An 18,871-nucleotide genomic window follows, 5' to 3' on the forward strand; every position below is an offset into this window, starting at 1 on the left:
TCTCTAACGTTCGCGAAGCGTGTCGTAGACAGACGCTACGCGTACTCTCAAGAGAACTCGCAGAGTACCCGTAGGGTATTGTGAAATGGTATTAGGGATAAGGTGTAGTGTTTAACAAAGTTAGATTTTAGTTGCGTCAAGGAGTTCAACATCTTCTCAATTCCCCACACCCCACACCCAAAAACCAGTTAGAGTAGGGGCTGGCGTTTAACGAGCGTGCCATTCGTGTAGTAAAGCCTAAAACACACACGAGTAAAGAAAACAATTGTAGGACAAGATTTTTCGTATGCCCCTGTGTGGGATTGAACGGTATAGATTTTCGTGTTAGCTTACGTGATGCAAGACCCGATGTATGGCAAGGAGATTAACTCTTAAATGTTACTTTTGAGCGAAATAGCAACTAATCCTACTTATACAAAATCTTTTCAAATTTCTTTGTTAGCAATAACACTGGGTGGCTTCCTGCTAGCCACAATTGTTGGTTCAATCGCCTGGTATATTTCTAAACGCCCTGCTGGTTGGGAAAATACTGAAACTCCAGCCTGGATTTTACAACTTACTAAAAATATCAATAAACAAAATCCATCTAGTAAATAATCTCAAACTAAGAGAAAAGTACACAGCCAGATGAGTTGGTGGCAACAAACAGGTGTTTGTCTAAAAAATTTCACCAAAATTAGATTTAATAATTACTATTATAGTAAACAGTGATATACTAAGTTATCTCGTTAATTTCTAGTGATATATTCACCCAAAGTAAAAGAGAAACAAACGTATAATTAGGCTCTTAAAGGCATATGTGAAAGAGACAAAAGTTTCTCAGCTAAAATAGAGAGCATCTGTTCATTATCTTTTGTTTTCATTTGCTAGGTGCGGATAAATATAGAACCAACATTAGAAATTTTACAGTTTATACCTTTGGTTATTATGCCAGCAAAATTTTACATTCAGACAGAGTGGGCAACTGGTTTTCTTCACTAAAAGTAGGCAGTCATCTGTGCTACACAAGTTGCGTATCTGGAAGATGGGCAGATAGCTGGTCAATAATTACTGGCTAGTTGAGATATTTAGAAAAAATCCACAAACTTTGAATAATATTGCTTGTCCTTGACTTAACTGACTAATTTTAGGAGTAAAGTCTTGGCTTTGATGTCAATAGCATCCTGAAATTGGGAACTATAAAACCAAAGACAAAGCTAATTCTTTCAAATTCTGCTCATACCCGTTGAATGTCTCATTTGACTGGTAATCTTTTAGATATTTTCTAGTTTTATTTCAATACCTCAAAACTATCAGGAGTAAATATGCAGGCAGCAAACATAAGTCTGGAAATTTCCAGCTTCGACACTATGAATACCCAGGATTATATTGAGCTAGAACAGCAATATGGTGCTGATAATTACCATCCTTTAGATGTAGTTATTACCAAAGGAGAAGGTGTGTGGGTATGGGATATAGAAGGTAAAAAATACCTCGATTTTCTTTCAGCTTATTCAGCATTAAATCAGGGTCATTGTCATCCCAAAATTCTTCAAGCAATGATAAAACAAGCTCAACAAGTTACACTGACTTCTAGAGCTTTTCGTAATGACCAATTAGGAAAATTCTATCAAAAGCTTTGTCAAATTTCTGGCTTACCTAAAGTGCTACCCATGAATTCGGGAGCCGAAGCTGTGGAAACAGCTATTAAAGCCATTCGTAAATGGGCTTATAAAGTAAAAGGCATACCAGAAAATCAAGCAGAAATTATCGTTTGTAGTAATAATTTTTCTGGACGCACTATTAGTTTAATCAGTTTCTCTACAGAAGAACAATATCAAGATGGATTTGGGCCTTTAACTACTGGGTTTAAAGTTATTCCTTTTGGTGATGCTCAAGCATTAGAACAAGCTATTACTCCTAACACTGCGGCATTTTTGGTAGAACCAATTCAGGGTGAGGGAGGTATTATTGTTCCGCCTCATGGGTTTTTAAAGCAAGCTGAACAAATCTGTCGCCATCATCATGTCTTACTGGTTTTTGATGAAATCCAAACGGGCTTGGGAAGAACAGGTAAAATGTTTGCCCATCAATATGAGAATGTTAAGCCAGATGGCATAACTGTAGGTAAAGCTTTATCTGGTGGATTTTATCCCATTTCTGCATTTATTTCTACAGAGGAAGTGATGGGTATATTTCAACCAGGGGATCATGGTAGTACCTTTGGGGGAAATCCTTTAGCTGCTGCTATTGGCATTGCAGCACTTGATGTTCTTATAGAAGAAAAATTACCAGAAAAAGCCTTAAAACTAGGGGAATATTTTATAGAGAAATTACAATCAATAGAAAGTACATATATCAAAGAAGTACGCGGCAAAGGTTTATTAATTGGTATGGAATTGTACCCCGAAGCTGGTGGTGCAAGGCGTTTTTGTAAAGCTTTAGCTAAAGAGGGGTTATTAGCTAAAGAGACTAGAGATAATGTCATTCGTTTTGCTCCACCCTTAGTTATTTCCGAAGATGAAATAGATTGGGCATTAGAGAAAATTGAGCGAGTTTTAACCACCACTTAATTAGTTTGGCGTAAATTGATTTCTGAGGGGTGATTTGTAGTGTTTGAGCAGTCATTAGTAGCAAAATTGAACAATCTTTTCACCCAACTTATGAGTATCTGGGAATTGTACGTCAAATTGAATAAAAGACGGCAATCAGATCCCGGTTTGTCCTGGTATGACCACTGCGAAGCACCTAGTACGTTGGCAGAATTTGCCTTCTAGTTGTGTAAGTAGACCGGATGATTTTAATTTTCAATAAAAAGGACAATCTACCATGAATCGTGAAGAACTTTTGCAAGAGACCGTGCAACCAATTGACATTAAAGCTTTTGATGTTGTTGGCTTAGTGGAAGCAATGAGTAAGACAGCTTTCCAAGGTCGAAATTTGGGGCGGGCAGCAAAAATTTATGACGCAATGCTGCAAGATAAAGAATGCACGATTATTCTGTGTTTAGCTGGGTCTTTATTTAGTGCTGGACTCAAGGGAATAGTCCACGATTTAATTACTCACAATATGGTAGATGCTATTGTTTCTACCGGAGCTAACATTGTTGACCAAGATTTCTTTGAAGCGTTGGGTTATCGTCATTATGTCGGCGATCCCTTTGCTGATGATGAGGTTTTAAGACAGCAACGCATAGACCGCATATATGACACCTATATTGATGAGGATCAACTGCGGGTATGTGACATGACTATTGCCGAAATCGCCGAGAATTTAGAGAAGCGTCCCTATTCTTCACGGGAATTTATTGAGCAGATGGCGGTTTATTTAGAACGTCGGGGTAACTATGGTCAATCTGTGGTGCAAGCCGCTTATCAACACCAAGTACCAATTTTTGTCCCTGCTTTTAGTGACTGTTCGGCGGGATTTGGTTTAGTGCATCATCAATGGAATTCTCCAGAATCTCATGTGACAATTGACTCAGTGCGAGACTTTCGGGAGTTGACCCAGTGCAAACTAGCTTCTAATTACACTGGCTTGGTAATGATTGGTGGCGGTGTACCGAAAAACTTTGCTCAGGATACGGTGGTAGCTGCGGAATTGCTGGGATTTGAAACGAGTATGCACAAGTATACAATTCAAGTCACTGTGGCTGATGAGCGAGATGGGGCTTTGTCTGGTTCTACTCTCAAAGAGGCTCATTCTTGGGGGAAGGTAGATAAAGCTACTGAACAGATGGTATTTTCTGAGGCGACTGTGGCGTTACCATTAATTGCGGGGTATGCGTATCATAAGGGGAACTGGCGCGATCGCCAACCGCATCGTTTAGCTCAACTGTTTACTAAACCGCAGCCCAAAGTAGCAACTGTGTAGAGATTTTTAGGGGGGAGCATCTCAGCTTTGTTAGATTAGCTCCTGTTAGTTCTTTTGTTCTAACAAAGTTGATATGCTCCCAGTTAAAGTAGTATCTATGTCAAAAGACAGAGTGTCAAACTTAACTCAAGCTCACTCTGTTTTTGTTGGGAAATGAAGATTTCCTCATCTTTGAGCTAATGCTATGGCTGCTGGCAAAAGGTTAGTATTTCTTATCTGTTGACTTGCTAATTTTCATAGTTTGTAATATTTTACAAGTTGTCTTTTGACAAGACAGCTTATCTCTGCATTATTACTTTATATCTATTTGCAAGAATTAAATCTTTTTTATCTCCTAATTGATATATACTATCAACTAGATTAAGATTCTGAAACTATGTCAACCGTAAGTCTTCATGCTTGCTACCTTTTTTGGTGACATTTTGCAAAGGAGTTGCAGCAGGGGGAAAAGTTGGTATTGTTGCCAGTTGTATTACTCCAAACCCACCCACTGTTTTGAAAGGTGATGACAGATAGCAAAAATAACTACAACCAACCCCAAAAGCCTAAAGGATGGGGGTTTCAGTTTTTTGGAGAGACACCTAAAACTCCCGAATTAGAAGAAAAAACACCCAAAAGTGGCTCTTTTGTGAACACAGGTAAATCTTTCCCTTTAGCGATCGCTAGTGTGGGAGAGCGTTTGGCGATCGCTAAACTCAAAGGGACAGAAGGTACAGTCCGTCGTCTGATTGGTATGGGATTAGTTCCTGGAACTGAACTTCAAGTGATTAGTATTGCCAATGGTTCTGTCATCATCGCACTTGGTGATAACCGCATTGGTTTAGGGGTAGGTATGGCACAGAAAATACTATGTACGAATTTAGGGACTTCCAACTAAAAAAATATACCATCACGCTTGTCAGCAGGGGAGCAGGGGCGCAGGGGCGCAGGGGAGAAACAGAAAATATGGACTGACTAAAGTATAGAAGATGGAAACAAGAAAATATGTCCACAGTTTTGATATAGTTTTGCAATAGAGTTGTAAATCAGAAGTGCAATTATATGTCATGAAATAAAGTCTCATAACTAAGCGGATATGAGGCTGTTCTATCTAGAATGCCAGCCAGTTATGGTTTATGAATTTTACATAGCGTTACTAAATATACCGATTTTTACCAACAAAATGAGCGAAAAAAGACAACTACGTGATTTAGCTGTAGGCTCTATGGGGCGGGTAGTTGGTTATGAAAAAGCTGCCCGTAGTTATAAAGGAAAATTGCTGGCGATGGGACTGACACCGGGTACAGAGTTTACTGTCACCCGCCATGCACCTCTGGGAGATCCTGTAGAAATCCAGGTGCGGGGTTTCAAACTGAGTCTGCGTAAAGACGAAGCCAATGCTTTATTTGTAGAGGAAGTAACACAATGACGAAGCAGATAATTGCATTGGTAGGTAATCCTAATTGTGGTAAAACTACTTTATTTAATGCCTTGACAGGTGCTAATCAAAGAACTGGTAACTGGCCTGGTGTCACAGTGGAACGCAAAGAAGGCAAATATATCCACAATGGTAAAAATATTACTGTTGTTGACTTACCAGGAGTTTATTCTCTGGATGCTGAAGATAGTGACACTGGACTTGATGAACTGATAGCGCGAGATTATCTGCTTGCTGGTGAAGCGGATGTGATTATTAATATTGTTGATGCTTCCAACTTAGAACGCAACTTGTATCTCACAACCCAAATCATGGAAATGCGCTTACCGATGATTGTGGCGTTGAACATGATGGATGTGGCTAAAGACAGGGAAATTAAGATAAATCCCACCCTACTTTCACAGCGTCTTGGTTGTCCGGTGATTCCCATGAGTGCAACATCAGGTAAGGGAGTACCTGAGTTACAAGATGCGATTAATCAGTCTCTCGTTAACTTATTAGTACCATCGACTTACGTTGCTTACCCAGCTGTAATTGAAGATGCGATCGCGCAATTAGTCCCTTTCATCACAGAACATAGTCCCAAGCGCACAGTAGATCCCCGGTGGACAGCCTTAAAACTTTTGGAATACGAGGATCGAGTTGCACCAGAATTGAGGAGTAAGGAATTAGAAAGGATAGTTGTAGAACACCGACGACAAGTCCATCAAACCCTCGATGATGACTTAGATATCATCATCGCCGATAGTCGTTACACCTTTATTCGTAACTTAATTCAAGGTGCAGCCGAACGCAGTCGGGAAGTTAAAACTAACATTTCCGACAAAATCGACCAAATTGTACTCAATCGCTGGTTGGGAATACCGATTTTCTTGTTCATCATGTACGTGATATTCACCATATCAATTCATGTCGGTGGTGCTTTTATTGACTTTTTTGACATCTCATTTGCCACGATTTTTGTTGATGGTTTCGGTAAACTGCTGGAAAACATCAATGCACCAGGATGGCTGATTGGACTATTAGCACAGGGCGCAGGTGGTGGTATCCAAACCACAGCCACTTTTATTCCCCAAATTGGCATGATGTTCTTGTGTCTGTCGGTGTTAGAAGATACTGGCTATATGGCACGGGCTGCCTTTGTGATGGATCGGTTGATGCGTTTAATTGGGCTTCCCGGTAAATCCTTTGTACCAATGATTGTGGGTTTTGGGTGTAACATTCCAGGAATTATGGCGACGCGGACATTAGAAAATAAACGCGATCGCCTGATGACAGTGATGATGAATCCCTTCATGTCCTGTAGCGCCAGATTAACAGTTTACGCCCTGTTTATTGGTGCATTCTTCCCCGTTGGCGGTCAAAATATGGTTTTAGGTCTTTACTTATTGGGTATCTTAGCCGCCATATTCACCGGACTGATCTTGAAAAATACCATTCTCCAAGGGGAAGCCGCCCCCTTTATCATGGAACTACCTCCATACCATATACCCAAGATTAAAGGTGTTTTGTTGCGTGCAGGCGATCGCCTCAAAGCTTTCATCACCAAAGCCGGCATTGCTATTGTAATTATGGTGATCGTCCTGGGCTTCATGAATTCTGTTGGTACTGATGGCACATTCGGCAAGCAAGATAGCAAAGATTCGATTCTCAGCGCCATGAGTCGCACAGTCACACCAGTATTTACACCAATGGGAATTACTCAAGATAACTGGCCGGCTACCGTTGGTTTAATGACAGGCGTATTTGCGAAAGAAGTGATGGTTGGTACGATGAACTCTCTGTATACGGGATTGGCAGAAGCAGAAAAAGCAGCCACAGCAGAGCAAGAATTGCCGGAAGAATATAGTTTTTGGGGTGGTATTAGTAAAGCATTTGCTAGCATTCCAGAGAATTTGGCAAAACTTCCTAGTCAACTATTTGACCCCCTTGGTTTAAGTGCAGCCAATGTTTCGACAGACCAAAAGCAAGCCGCAGAAGCTCAAGGTGTATCTGTTAGCACTTACGGCGAAATGTCCAAACGGTTTAGTAGTACATCTGCGGCTTTCGCCTATCTGTTGTTTGTACTGTTGTACTTTCCCTGCGTTTCTGCGACGGCTGCACTTTACCGGGAGACTAATTTGGGGTGGACGGTATTTGCTGGATGCTGGACTACTGGTTTAGCTTACTGGGTGGCGGTTTTATATTACCAACTGGCGACATTTACACAACATCCCAGTTCTTCTATTGCTTGGGTAGTGGGATTAGCTTTTGTTATGGCGATCGCTATTTTCGGACTGAAGATGGCAGGTACTACACGTACAAGAGAAGTTATTAGTCATTAGTCATTAGTCATTAGCAAAGGATAAAACCATGATTTTAAGTGAACTACAACAATTCCTTACCCAACACAAAAAAGCCTCTCTTGCAGATATGCAACTGCATTTTCGCATGGATGGAGACGCTTTACGAGGAATGCTGAGTAAGCTAATCCGTAAAGGTCGAGTCCGCAAAATGGAGGATGGTAAAAAGTGTGGTGGATGTCACAGTTGTGAACCAGAAGCGATTGAATTTTATGAATGGGTTGTAGTGCATACCTAAAATTTTGGCTAACTTTGGAGTTATGCTCACGAATTATTCCTAACCGTTAAACCTACTCATATCTTCAGTATAAGTTCTTGTTTAATAAGATATGAGTAGATTTAGATAGATATTTTGATTCAGTTACTAACCCTTTGTGATAAGCACTTATACCAACTCTCTAACCCAGTTCCAGTTAACGCTGAAACTTGAAAAACCTGAATTTGAGGATTGACTTGCTGGGCGTATTCTATACAACGCTGAACGTCAAACTGCACATGAGGTAGTAAATCAATTTTGGTGAGAATCATCACCTCACTAGCGCGGAACATATGCGGATATTTAATTGGCTTATCTTCGCCTTCAGTCACAGAGAGAATGACAACTTTTGCCTGTTCGCCTAAATCAAATAATGCTGGACAAACTAAGTTACCAACATTCTCAATCATCACGACTGAATTCAAAGGTGGATTTAATTGTTGCAAACCCCTTTCTACCATTGCTGCATCTAAATGACAGCCTGTACCTGTGTTAATTTGTACTACTTTACAGCCTGTCTCTTTTATTTTCTTAGCATCATTAATCGTTTCTTGATCTCCCTCAATAACACTGATAGACAACTGATGTTTTAAATCATTAATAGTGCGAGTCAATAGTGTTGTTTTTCCTGAACCTGGAGAACTCATTAGATTTAAAGCAATGATGTTGCGACCTTTAAACCATCCCCGATTTTGGGCTGCTATTAAATTATTTTTTGCTAAGATATCTTGTTCTAAAGATATAGTTGTGCTGTGTACTTGAGCATGAATCTGAGATGCTTCTGAGATGGAATTATGACTGTGAGAATGCGTAACTACAGTGCCATCTGGTAAAGTGTGAGTGTGAACATGATGAGAATCATGATTGTGAGAATGGGCGATCGCTGTATCTTTAGGTGAAGTATGAGTGTGGTAATGATGCTCATCTTGGGAGCTAATTATTGCTACTTCATTTGTTTCAGTGTTGATGATTTTGACTTCAGCATCATCAGAACAACCGCAGGTTACACACATAATTTTTTTATTTACGTTTCATGGTTTGAAAAAGCGTATCAACTATCTCCTGAAAAAAAAGTTTGTTAAATGCAAACATAGCATTTAGCAAGCTAGTGAGGCACAGAGTTTTTTATTCTTAAGGAACTCTTAACAGGGAACAGTAAATAAATTAGGGTTTATCTCATGAGACCGAGAAAAGCTATAAGAACAAGATAATTAAACATTTTTAGAATGGAATAAAAGTATTGTTGATAACAAATAGAATTTACAATTAAGATAGTTTATATACCAGAATTTAGAATTAAAAAATTCATTTTCAATCTGACAATTTGTCTTTTGACGAAACAATAAAAAAAGTAATAAATAGAAATATGGGCTATATCTACAACTCATCGCCCTAAATTTTGTTTATTCACGAAAAGGTAGTTATGGGATTTTTGTCAGACCCCATTATATTGTCGCGTATACAATTTGCCGTGACTAGCGTATTTCATATGTTATGGCCTGTCTTAACCATCGGTATGGCGGGTTATTTGGTAGTAGTAGAAATTCTCTGGTTGCTCACAAAAAACCCTGATTACTACCGTCATGCACGTTTCTGGTCAAAAATCTACATTCTTAATTTTGGGTGTGGAGTCGCATCTGGAGTTGCTTTAGAATTTGAATTTGGTGCTAATTGGTCTCCATTTTCTGTAGCTGTTGGTGACTTTTTCGGCACAATTTTAGGCTTTGAAGGCACAATGGCATTCATGCTAGAAGCAGCCTTTTTAGGCATCATGATTTCTGGTTGGAATCGTGTACCTAGTTGGTTACATTTGCTATCAACAATCATGGTTTTTGTTGGTGCAAGTCTATCTTCTTTTTGGATTATTGTCGCTAATTCTTGGATGCAAACACCTGCTGGTGGCGAAATGGTGAATGGTAAATTCATCGTCCATGACTTTATCCAAGCCATTTTTAATCCAGCAGCATTAAGTAGTTGGTTTCACATGGTTTTGGCGATTTTAGAAACTGCACTATTTGTAATTGGCGGAATTAGTGCATGGTATATTCTCAAGAATCGCCATCATGCTTTCTTCAGTAAATCTTTCAAACTGGCTCTAGCTCTAGCTATTTTTGTCACTCCTCTACAACTATTTGTTGGTCATATCAGTGGTGAACAAGTTTATCACAACCAACCCACAAAATTAGCTGCAATAGAAGCAATTTGGGATACTATTCCCGCCGGAGAATCTGCACCTTGGACAGCATTAGTTGCACCTGATATAGCTGGAGAGAAAAATCATTGGGAACTGAATATTCCTCATGCTTTGAGTTACATCTTAGAAATGAAACCCACTCTTTCTGAACCAGTACAAGGCTTGAAAGAGTGGAAACCACAAGATAGACCCCATGCTATCAGTCTTATTTTCTATTCTTTCCGCATCATGGTGGGAATTGGCTTCTTTTTATGTGGGTTAATGTTGTTCAGTGTTGTTCAATGGTGGCGCGGTAAACTTGCCATAGAAAATATCACTCAACAACGTTGGTTGATGCGAGGTTGGATATTTGCTGCGCCTTTAGGATATATGGCTGTGGAGTTTGGTTGGATAGTGCGAGAAGTGGGAAGACAACCTTGGACTGTATACGGAAAAATTCGTACAGCAGATGCAGTTTCTCATCTCCCAGCAAATACGGTTCTCACTTCATTGATAGCTTATATAGTTATCTATTTGCTGTTATTTAGTTCTGCTTTGTACTTTGGTAGTCGCATTGTTCGCCAAGGGCCAAATTTGGAATTACCACTACCAATAGGTAGTAATGAAAGAGAATTTGTGAGTGAAGTTGTAGGAGTAAATATTCAGGAAGGAGAGGTTTAATGGATACATTGGAACAAATATTACCGATAGTTTGGTTTGGTATTATTGCCTTATTTCTCTCCATTTATTTGATTACTGATGGTTTTGATTTAGGAGTGGGAATTTTAACTTTAAGGCGGAAGGATGAGGAAGAAAAAGGCATTTTGATTAACACTTTAAGTAGTGTTTGGGATGCTAATGAAACTTGGCTAGTGTGTACTGGAGGGGCTTTATTTGGGGCTTTTCCTCTGGCTTATGCGACAATTGTCAATGCCCTGTATATTCCAATTAGCTGCATGGTAATTGGATTTATTTTGCGGGCGGTTGCATTTGAATTTCGAGAACATTCCCACAATAAAACTTTTTGGAGTATTGCCTTCGGCGGTGGTAGTTTATTAGCTACATTATCCCAAGGATTAATTCTGGGTGGGGTTTTAGCTGGAATCAAAGTTGATAGTACAGGTGCGTTTATTGGTGGAATTTGGGATTGGTTAAATTTGCCATCAATTCTAGTAGCTTTAACTGTCATGCAAGGCTATGTGATGATTGGTGCAACCTATCTAATTATCAAGACAGAAGGTGAACTACAAAAAACCTACTATCGCACAGCTATATTATCAACTTGGGCGACAGTTATCGGGGCAATTTTGATTACTGCTGCTGTTCCAGTGTTCTATGAAAATATACGCGATCGCTTGTTTCATCAACCAGAAGTATTTATCTTTGCGTTAATTCCTATACTGGCTCTTTTAGCAGTTAGCCGATTAATTTACAGCATCAATGCTCGTCAGGAGATGACACCTTTTATTTGGGCAGTTGTGGTATTCTTAATTACAACTGTAGGTTTAGCTTTTGTCGTCTTTCCTTACATTATTCCCACCCAAATCACCATTTTTGAGGCAGCTTCTTCCTTTAGTTCTCAAGTTTTGATGATTACCTTCATTGGCTTTTTTGTACCGATTATGCTTTTCTACAATGCCTATCTATATAGGGTATTTCGGGGCAAAGTAGTTAGTAGTTATTATGGGGAATAATATCTAATTCAGTCTGAGAAAAAGTATAATTTAGCCATAATGCACCAATTCGGTGCATTATGTCTTATTTTAACTAACTTTGTAATCACAACCGAAATTATTGAGATTAAGTAGTATATTGGCGATTTTGATCATGGAAAAGTATTAACGTTAACTTTTCTACAAGTTTGACAGTTGGTCTTTTGACATTATGGTCATTGTCATCTGATGATAAAAATCATATTTGCTTCAAGTATTTCCTATTAAAATATAGAGGTGCATACATACCTGCTATAAAGTTAAGGGATACAAATTTCTTTGTATCCCTTATTTATTAATATTTGCGATCTAATTAGGTTTTGTATGCAGATAGGAAGAAACTACCATCTGGGACTTTGGAAAAAAAATCAACAATTATTTCTCAAATTGGTATCACCTATTCTCCATAATGTGTGCCTGCAACTTTCCCGCGAAACACAATGTAATTGTAGATGTTGTAGAACAACATAATGGGAATCAAAAATCCAATGAAGATAATCATGAACACTAACGCGCTAGGTGCTGCGGCTGCTTGATAAATGGTAATACCTGGAGGGATGATATAGGGAAAAACAACTAATCCCAAACCTACAAAGGTAAGTAGAAAAAGCAGCACTGTCCAAACTAAAGGAGTGGTTTCTGCTTTGCGGTTCAGGCTTTGAATCAATAACCCAATCAGCAGCACACCTAACACAGGAATGAGTGAAAATAGATATACTTCTGGTTGGTGAAATAACTTTGCCCTGGCATTTTCATACACAACAGGGGTGGCGATGGTGATTAAAATTGCACCTATAAGGGTTGTCCAAGCAGCAATTTTTGCTGTGCGGTAATGGGATGTTTGCAGTTCTCCCTCAGTTTTTAAGATGAGATAAGTAGAGCCAATCAATACATAACCTTGAATCAATGTCAAGGCAACTAAGAGCGATCGCCAATCGAGCCAATCCCACATACTACCGATAAAGTGACCGGATTGATCCACCTTAATGCCTTCTAAAATGCTCCCCAAGGCAAATCCTTGAAACAGCGCCGCCATGAAACTTCCAACTCCAAAGGCGACGTTCCAAAATACTTTGTTTGTCGAATGTTCTCGAAACTCAAAAGCCACAGCCCGAAAAATCAAACCAAATATCATCCCAAAAATGGGAATGTAGAGCGCATTCAAAATGGTGCCATAAGCCAGAGGAAATGCTCCAAATAATGCACCCCCCATCAACACCAGCCAGGTTTCATTGGCATCCCAAATATTACCCAAACTCGTCATTAAAATGTCCCGTCGCTCCTCATTGGAACTGCTTAGGGACAAGATACCTACGCCTAGATCAAACCCGTCTAACATGACGTAGAGAAACAAAAACAGAGCCAAGATAATAAACCATACCTGGGCTAAAAAGTGTTCTAAATTCTCCATACAATTACCTATTGCTGTGCTTCCACAGGACGCTGATCGGGAACAAATTCAGCCGGAGTAGTTTCTACGCCTGGTTTGGTGTCAATACCTGGAACCGGAAGCTCCAAATTGGGGCCTTGACGAATGATTCGACTACCAAAGAATAAGGCACAAATAAACAGGGCTGTATAAATTCCTGCAAAAATTACCAAGGATGTTAAAACTTCACTAGCTGGTAAGTGGGAAACGCCATCTGCTGTGCGAATTTTCCCATAAACTACCCAAGGTTGCCGCCCGACACAACGCACAATCCAGCCTGATTCTACAGCAATATAGCCCAATGGAGCCGCTAAAATCCAGATTCGCAGGAGCCATTTTTGCTTGGCGATCGCTTCTGGTGAGAGTTTACCTCGCAACCATTGAATCACACTGATACCCATCAAGCCAGCCAAGAAAAAGCCGATACCGCTCATGATGCGGAAGGCGTAATAAATCAAACCCACCATCCGGGGGCGATCTTCAGGTTTCCACTCTTTCAATCCCAGAACGGGTTTAGACAGATTTTTCTTAAATTCCAAAATGTAGCCTAAGCCGTTGGGAATTGAGATTTCCCAGTCATTTTGCTCAGTCTGATTATTGGGTAATGCAACTACACTCCAGGGCGCAGGCTGTCCGGCTGGAGAGGTTTCCCACTTAGCTTCCATCGCTGCGAGTTTTGTAGGCTGATAGTCAGCTACCTGTTCAGCGCTGAGGTGTCCGACATAGATTTGTAATGGGGTGACAGCGATCGCTGTTGCTAAGACAATTTTGAGCGATCGCGCAAAGAAAGCTTGATGACGGTTGTTGAGAATATACCAGGCGCTAATTCCCCCAATCACAAACAGAGAAGTTTCCAGTGTTCCCAAAAACATATGAGAGACACTGTTGACCATGAAGGGATTTAAAATTGCCTGAAAGTAATCATCAACAACAAACTTCCCATTTACTATTTCCCCACCGGCTGGGGTCTGCAACCAAGAGTTTGCCGCTAAAATCCAGAAGGTAGATAGGTTTGCACCAAAAGCAACCATAATCGTGGCAAAATAGTGAATCACTGGGTTTACTCTTTCCCAGCCAAACAGCATGATACCCAAAAATCCGGCTTCTAGCATGAATGCCATCGAAGCCTCAAAGCCTAAAATGCTGCCAAAAAAGTCGCCTACCGCTTCGGAAAATGGGGCCCAGTTCATACCAAATTGAAACTCCATTGGTAAGCCAGATGCTACACCAATACCGAAATTCAACACATATAGCTTGGCCCAGAAACGAGCATGGTGATAGTAATCAGGATTGCGTGTTTTTAGCCACATTCCTTCAACGATAACCAGATAAATCCCCATCCCAGTGGTGAGAACAGGCCATAGCATATGAAAAATCGCCGTCAGTGCAAACTGCATCCGCGACAAAGCAACGGTGTCCGATAGAAAATCCATCAACTAACCTCTGAATTTGTTTCAATCTTGACTTGCATATCATCTTGGGGTAATAGTTGCATGGTAACGGAAGATTTCTACCTTTTCATAATATACTTCTCGCAAAAGTCCTTCTTTGCTTCTACCGAAAGCGGTTCCGCTTTAGAGGTATGGGTTTAGACAAACTAAAGTTCCTTAATGCAAGCGTGCAATCAAGCGATCGCCAACTCGCAACGCATTGGCAATAATAGTTAAAGCCGGACTTACCCCAGAGTTAGAAGGGAAGAAGCTACCATCAACAACATAGAGATTATTCACATCATGGGTGCGACAATCAATGTCAAGCACAGATGTAGCTGCATCTTCCCCAAACCGACAAGTACCGCATTGATTCGCCACAACTTGAATCGGGCTATCACTACGGGGATAAATACCGCGACGAAACACCGGGTTTTCCGAACTGCGATCTACAGCTTTTAGCACATCAGTCCAGCGATAAATTAGGCGATCGTGTGCCTCGATATTATTAGGCGTATAATCCAAATACAACTTATCACCCACAACCCGCACCCGATTTTTCGGGTTAGGTAAATCTTCCGTTTGTAACCACCAACCAATAGAATGATTGGCTAACTGTCGCATTCCAAACCCAGGTACTAACCTCGACATCAGCGATAACAAAGGCGATGCTTCGGACGGAATCATTTCTTGCAGAATACTACCTGTATTTTGAATATGACCCATCGGGAAAGGAAAATCTAATTCTCCCCAATAAAAATCATTCACAGCAATTGTTTTCTGAAACACAGTCGGGTTTGGTGTCGGACTTAGTTGCACCATCGCCGTCATCAGGTGTTTCATAAAATTACGTCCCACCAAATCGGAACTATTAGCAAGTCCCTTTGGGTGTTTGTCATTAACTGAACGTAACAGCAACGCCGCCGAATTTACCGCACCACAAGCTAGAACTACGATATCTGCAAAAAATAGATAGGATTGTCCATCAATTTCTGCTTCCACAGCTTTTACTTCCATACCAGATGGATTAGTGTGTAAACGCACAACCTTAGCTGAGGTTTTTAAGGTGACGTTAGAATGTGACAAAGCTGGGTTAATTCCCACAGTATGAGCATCAGCTTTGGCATCTATTTTACAAGGGAAACCATCACAAGTATGACATCGGATACAATCACTCTTGAGTGCTAAAGGTAAATGTGTTGGATGTAGCCCTTGTTGGGAGATAGCATCAGCAATTGTTTGCATCCGCGCTTCGTGACTTACTTCTGCATAAGGATAAGGTTCGCTGCGGGGTGGTTCTGTTGGGTCATCGCCTGATTTACCGTGGACATGGTAGAGTTTTTCCGCTTCGGTGTAATAGGGTTCAAAGTCTTGGTATGTCAAAGGCCACTCAATTGAAACCCCATCTTGATGTTTAACCTCTTGAAAATCTCGTTCCCGCATCCGCAACAGTGCAGCACCATATACTTTTGTATTTCCACCTACCCAATAGTTAATTTGGGGACGAAAAGGTTCGCCAGTGCTGTCGTACCATTGTTCTTGAGTGTGATAACGTTCTTTTTTAAAGACTTCAACAGCACTCCAGTTTTCTTCTTCTTTGGGGAGAAAATTGCTGCGTTCTAGAATGAGGATTTTTTTGCCTGTTGGGGCGAGTTTATATGCTAATGTACCGCCACCAGCACCGGTGCCAACGATGATAATATCGTAGTGTTGATCGTCAATAATCATATAAAATTTTTCTCTCTGAAGATAAGAATAGGAAAATCTCACGCATTCGACGGAGTCGTTCCCGCAGGGTAGGCGCAAAGACGCAAAGGTAAGGATTTATTACTCATTGCCAGATATAAATGAGGAGAAATAAAATAATCCAAATTACATCAACAAAGTGCCAAAATAGGGAAGTTGCATCTACGCCAAAATGACCTTTGTCATAATTACCGGGAATAAGCGATCGCACTAACATAATTAACTGCAATAACACACCAGTAAAAACGTGCAAACCGTGAAATCCTGTTAATAGATAAAACATTCCCCCAAATACACCAGATGTGACAGTAAAATGCAGGCTACTCCATTCAACTGCTTGACCATATAAGAAGTAGCTACCCATCATCATTGTTGTTAACCAAAGTAGGCGAAAACCCCACATATTATGGCGTTTAAGGGCAAGTTCCGCGAAATAAATCACAAAACTACTAGAAACCAAAATCACCGTATTAATTGCCGGTTCCCTAACTTCTAATCCCTCAACACCAGGCGGTAGCCAATCAGGAGTTGTGGTTTTATAAACGATATATCCCGCGAAAAAACTCAGAAAAATGATGCTTTCCGAAAGTAAAAATACGATAAAGCCAAACATACTATTGGCTGCTTCATCGTGAGTATGTTCAACAGTCCTCGTCTCCAAAGACTCCTGCAACTCTTCTCGACTAATAGAACTATTCACAGTCATAGTTGAATTTTCACTAATTTTTTTTGGTTTGTAGTGGGGACTTTAGTCCTCTCCTCTCCTGGAAACAAAATTAAGGACTGGAGTCCTTACTACGAACATCGCACTAGGTTTAAAGTATGAATTAATTCAAATCTCTTGCTAACTCTTGCTTTTCCAGATTCGCCGTCAACGGTTCAGACTTCCCATACCCGTAAGGTTCCGAAATCACCACAGGAATCTCCTCAAAATTCTCCACCGGCGGCGGAGAAGCCACCAGCCACTCCAACCCAATAGCCCGCCAAGGATTATCCGGTGCTTTCTCACCCTGTACCCAAGAACCAATCATGTTCAAAATAAAGGGTAATGTAGACATCCCCAACAAAAAGCCACCAATACTAGCAATCACATTCCAAAAAGCATATTCTGGGTCGTAGGAAGAAACCCGCCGCAACATCCCTTGTAAGCCTAATGGGTGCATCGGTAAAAAGTTGAGGTTAGTCCCGATGAATGATAACCAAAAATGCAGCTTACCCAAGCCTTCGTAATACATCCGCCCAGTCATCTTGGGGAACCAGTGATAAAAGGCGGCAAACATCCCCATTGTCACAGTCCCGTAGAGGACGTAATGAAAGTGACCAACTACGAAATAAGTATTATTAACATGAATATCAATTGGTACTGCGGAAAGCATAATGCCTGTGATACCAGCAAACACAAACATAATCAATCCACCCAAAGCAAACAGCATCGGGGTATCGAGACGCAGTTTACCTCCCCAAATTGTTGCCACCCAAGCAAACACTTTGATCCCGGTGGGGACGGAAACAAACATTGTGGAAATCATGAACACTATCCGCATCCAGGCTGGTGTACCACTGGCAAACATATGATGTACCCAGACAAAACCACTCACACCAGCAATTAATAGAGAGGAAACGGCGACTACTTTATAGCCAAACAGAGGTTTACGGCTATAAACTGGGAATATTTCGGAAAAAATGCCAAAAATAGGTAGTATAATTACGTAGACTGCTGGATGTGAATAGAACCAAAAGAAGTGTTGAAAGAGAACTGCATTACCGCCCTTGGCAGGGTCAAAAAACGCTGTACCAATGCTGAGGTCAAGTAACAACATAACTGCGCCTGCCGTCAATGCAGGTAATCCAAACAATTGGATAATCTGGGCGCTGAACACTGCCCAAACATAAGCCGGCATCCGAAAGAAGGTCATTCCTGGGGCGCGCATTTTGACAATTGTTGTCACAAAATTAACACCACCCATAATTGAGGATACACCCGATATGGCTACAGCTATCAGCCAGAGAAATTGACCGTTAATGAGATTACCTGTAGGATTTTGCAGACTCACTGGGGGATAAGACCACCAACCGGCTTGGGCTGGGCCACCGGGTAGGAAGAAACTAGCCATGAGGATAATTCCAAATACTGGCACCATCCAGAAGGCGACGGCATTCAGGCGGGGAAATGCCATGTCTCGCGCTCCAATCATTAGCGGGACAAGGTAGTTTGCTAGACCAACTAAGACAGGAAAAGTCCACAAGAACAGCATGATTGTGCCATGCATGGTGAACATGGCATTGTATACTGTGCGGTCAACTAAATCGGCTTCTGGGGTGATTAGTTCGCCGCGAATAATCATGGCGAAGATACCGCCGATGAGGAAGAAGAGAAAGGAGGTGACGATATATTGGATACCGATGACTTTGTGGTCGGTGCTGAAGGTGAAGTAGGTTTTCCAGGTGGTGGGGGGATGGTGCTGTGTTTCTGTTATTTTGGGTTTTTCGATTTGGGTATTTGTCATAATTTTC

The 18,871-nt window shown here is 40.8% G+C and carries 14 protein-coding genes and 1 pseudogene; 9 read left to right on the plus strand and 6 right to left on the minus strand.

Going from position 1 to position 18,871, the window contains the following annotated elements; all coding sequences use genetic code 11:
• The first annotated feature begins 375 nt into the window (after nt 1–375).
• The 7 genes and pseudogenes from psb35 to GSQ19_RS27295 all read left to right on the plus strand — a co-directional run bounded on the left by psb35 (nt 376) and on the right by GSQ19_RS27295 (nt 7,849).
• Nucleotides 376–597 carry a photosystem II assembly protein Psb35 gene (psb35, locus tag GSQ19_RS27265; protein ID WP_011316459.1) on the plus strand — a complete coding sequence of 74 codons (222 nt, stop codon included), beginning with the start codon at nt 376–378 and terminating at the stop codon, nt 595–597.
• 707 nt (nt 598–1,304) lie between these two features.
• Nucleotides 1,305–2,552 carry an ornithine--oxo-acid transaminase gene (gene rocD, locus GSQ19_RS27270; RefSeq protein ID WP_011316460.1) on the plus strand — a complete coding sequence of 416 codons (1,248 nt, stop codon included), beginning with the start codon at nt 1,305–1,307 and terminating at the stop codon, nt 2,550–2,552.
• A gap of 256 nt (nt 2,553–2,808) precedes the next feature.
• A complete protein-coding gene (locus tag GSQ19_RS27275; protein WP_011316461.1) occupies nt 2,809–3,852 on the plus strand; it encodes a 1,9-bis(guanidino)-5-aza-nonane synthase in 1,044 nt (347 codons plus the stop codon).
• Nucleotides 3,853–4,357: 505 nt separating this feature from the next.
• Nucleotides 4,358–4,729 carry a FeoA family protein gene (locus tag GSQ19_RS27280; RefSeq protein ID WP_011316462.1) on the plus strand — a complete coding sequence of 124 codons (372 nt, stop codon included), beginning with the start codon at nt 4,358–4,360 and terminating at the stop codon, nt 4,727–4,729.
• A 327-nt stretch (nt 4,730–5,056) separates the two neighbouring features.
• Nucleotides 5,057–5,260 (plus strand): annotated as a pseudogene (locus tag GSQ19_RS27285) (FeoA family protein); the annotation flags it as partial.
• On the plus strand, nt 5,257–7,593 hold the full coding sequence (gene feoB / locus GSQ19_RS27290) for a Fe(2+) transporter permease subunit FeoB (RefSeq protein ID WP_011316464.1): 2,337 nt from the start codon (nt 5,257–5,259) through the stop codon (nt 7,591–7,593). The pseudogene GSQ19_RS27285 and the gene feoB, both read left to right, overlap by 4 nt.
• Nucleotides 7,594–7,621: 28 nt before the next feature.
• Nucleotides 7,622–7,849 carry a FeoC-like transcriptional regulator gene (locus tag GSQ19_RS27295; protein WP_011316465.1) on the plus strand — a complete coding sequence of 76 codons (228 nt, stop codon included), beginning with the start codon at nt 7,622–7,624 and terminating at the stop codon, nt 7,847–7,849.
• Nucleotides 7,850–7,968: 119 nt separating this feature from the next.
• Here the strand turns inward: GSQ19_RS27295 and hypB are convergent, their stop codons facing one another.
• Nucleotides 7,969–8,880: a hydrogenase nickel incorporation protein HypB gene (hypB, locus tag GSQ19_RS27300; RefSeq protein WP_011316466.1), complete on the minus strand. Its 912-nt coding sequence runs from the start codon at nt 8,878–8,880 to the stop codon at nt 7,969–7,971.
• Between the two features lie 410 nt (nt 8,881–9,290).
• On the opposite strand from hypB, the gene GSQ19_RS27305 reads away from it, so the two are divergent.
• Both GSQ19_RS27305 and cydB (GSQ19_RS27310) read left to right on the plus strand, forming a co-directional pair.
• Nucleotides 9,291–10,721: a cytochrome ubiquinol oxidase subunit I gene (locus tag GSQ19_RS27305; RefSeq protein ID WP_011316467.1), complete on the plus strand. Its 1,431-nt coding sequence runs from the start codon at nt 9,291–9,293 to the stop codon at nt 10,719–10,721.
• Entirely contained in the window at nt 10,721–11,734 is a 1,014-nt protein-coding gene (cydB, locus tag GSQ19_RS27310) for a cytochrome d ubiquinol oxidase subunit II (protein WP_011316468.1), read from the plus strand. Before GSQ19_RS27305 ends, cydB (GSQ19_RS27310) begins: the two co-directional genes overlap by 1 nt.
• A 415-nt stretch (nt 11,735–12,149) precedes the next feature.
• Here cydB (GSQ19_RS27310) and cydB (GSQ19_RS27315) read toward each other — a convergent pair whose 3' ends face one another.
• The 5 genes from cydB (GSQ19_RS27315) to ctaD form a co-directional block, all read right to left on the minus strand.
• Complete coding sequence (gene cydB, locus GSQ19_RS27315; protein WP_011316469.1) at nt 12,150–13,163, minus strand: cytochrome d ubiquinol oxidase subunit II; 1,014 nt, start codon at nt 13,161–13,163, stop codon at nt 12,150–12,152.
• A gap of 8 nt (nt 13,164–13,171) precedes the next feature.
• Nucleotides 13,172–14,614, minus strand: a complete 1,443-nt coding sequence (locus GSQ19_RS27320) for a cytochrome ubiquinol oxidase subunit I (protein ID WP_011316470.1) — start codon at nt 14,612–14,614, stop codon at nt 13,172–13,174.
• 174 nt (nt 14,615–14,788) lie between these two features.
• Complete coding sequence (locus tag GSQ19_RS27325; protein WP_011316471.1) at nt 14,789–16,339, minus strand: GMC oxidoreductase; 1,551 nt, start codon at nt 16,337–16,339, stop codon at nt 14,789–14,791.
• Nucleotides 16,340–16,442: 103 nt separating this feature from the next.
• Nucleotides 16,443–17,063, minus strand: a complete 621-nt coding sequence (locus GSQ19_RS27330) for a cytochrome c oxidase subunit 3 (protein ID WP_011316472.1) — start codon at nt 17,061–17,063, stop codon at nt 16,443–16,445.
• 121 nt (nt 17,064–17,184) lie between these two features.
• Nucleotides 17,185–18,864, minus strand: a complete 1,680-nt coding sequence (gene ctaD, locus GSQ19_RS27335; protein WP_011316473.1) for a cytochrome c oxidase subunit I — start codon at nt 18,862–18,864, stop codon at nt 17,185–17,187.
• Nucleotides 18,865–18,871: the final 7 nt, after the last annotated feature.

The sequence above is a fragment of the Trichormus variabilis 0441 genome (assembly GCF_009856605.1).
Lineage (GTDB): Bacteria > Cyanobacteriota > Cyanobacteriia > Cyanobacteriales > Nostocaceae > Trichormus > Trichormus variabilis.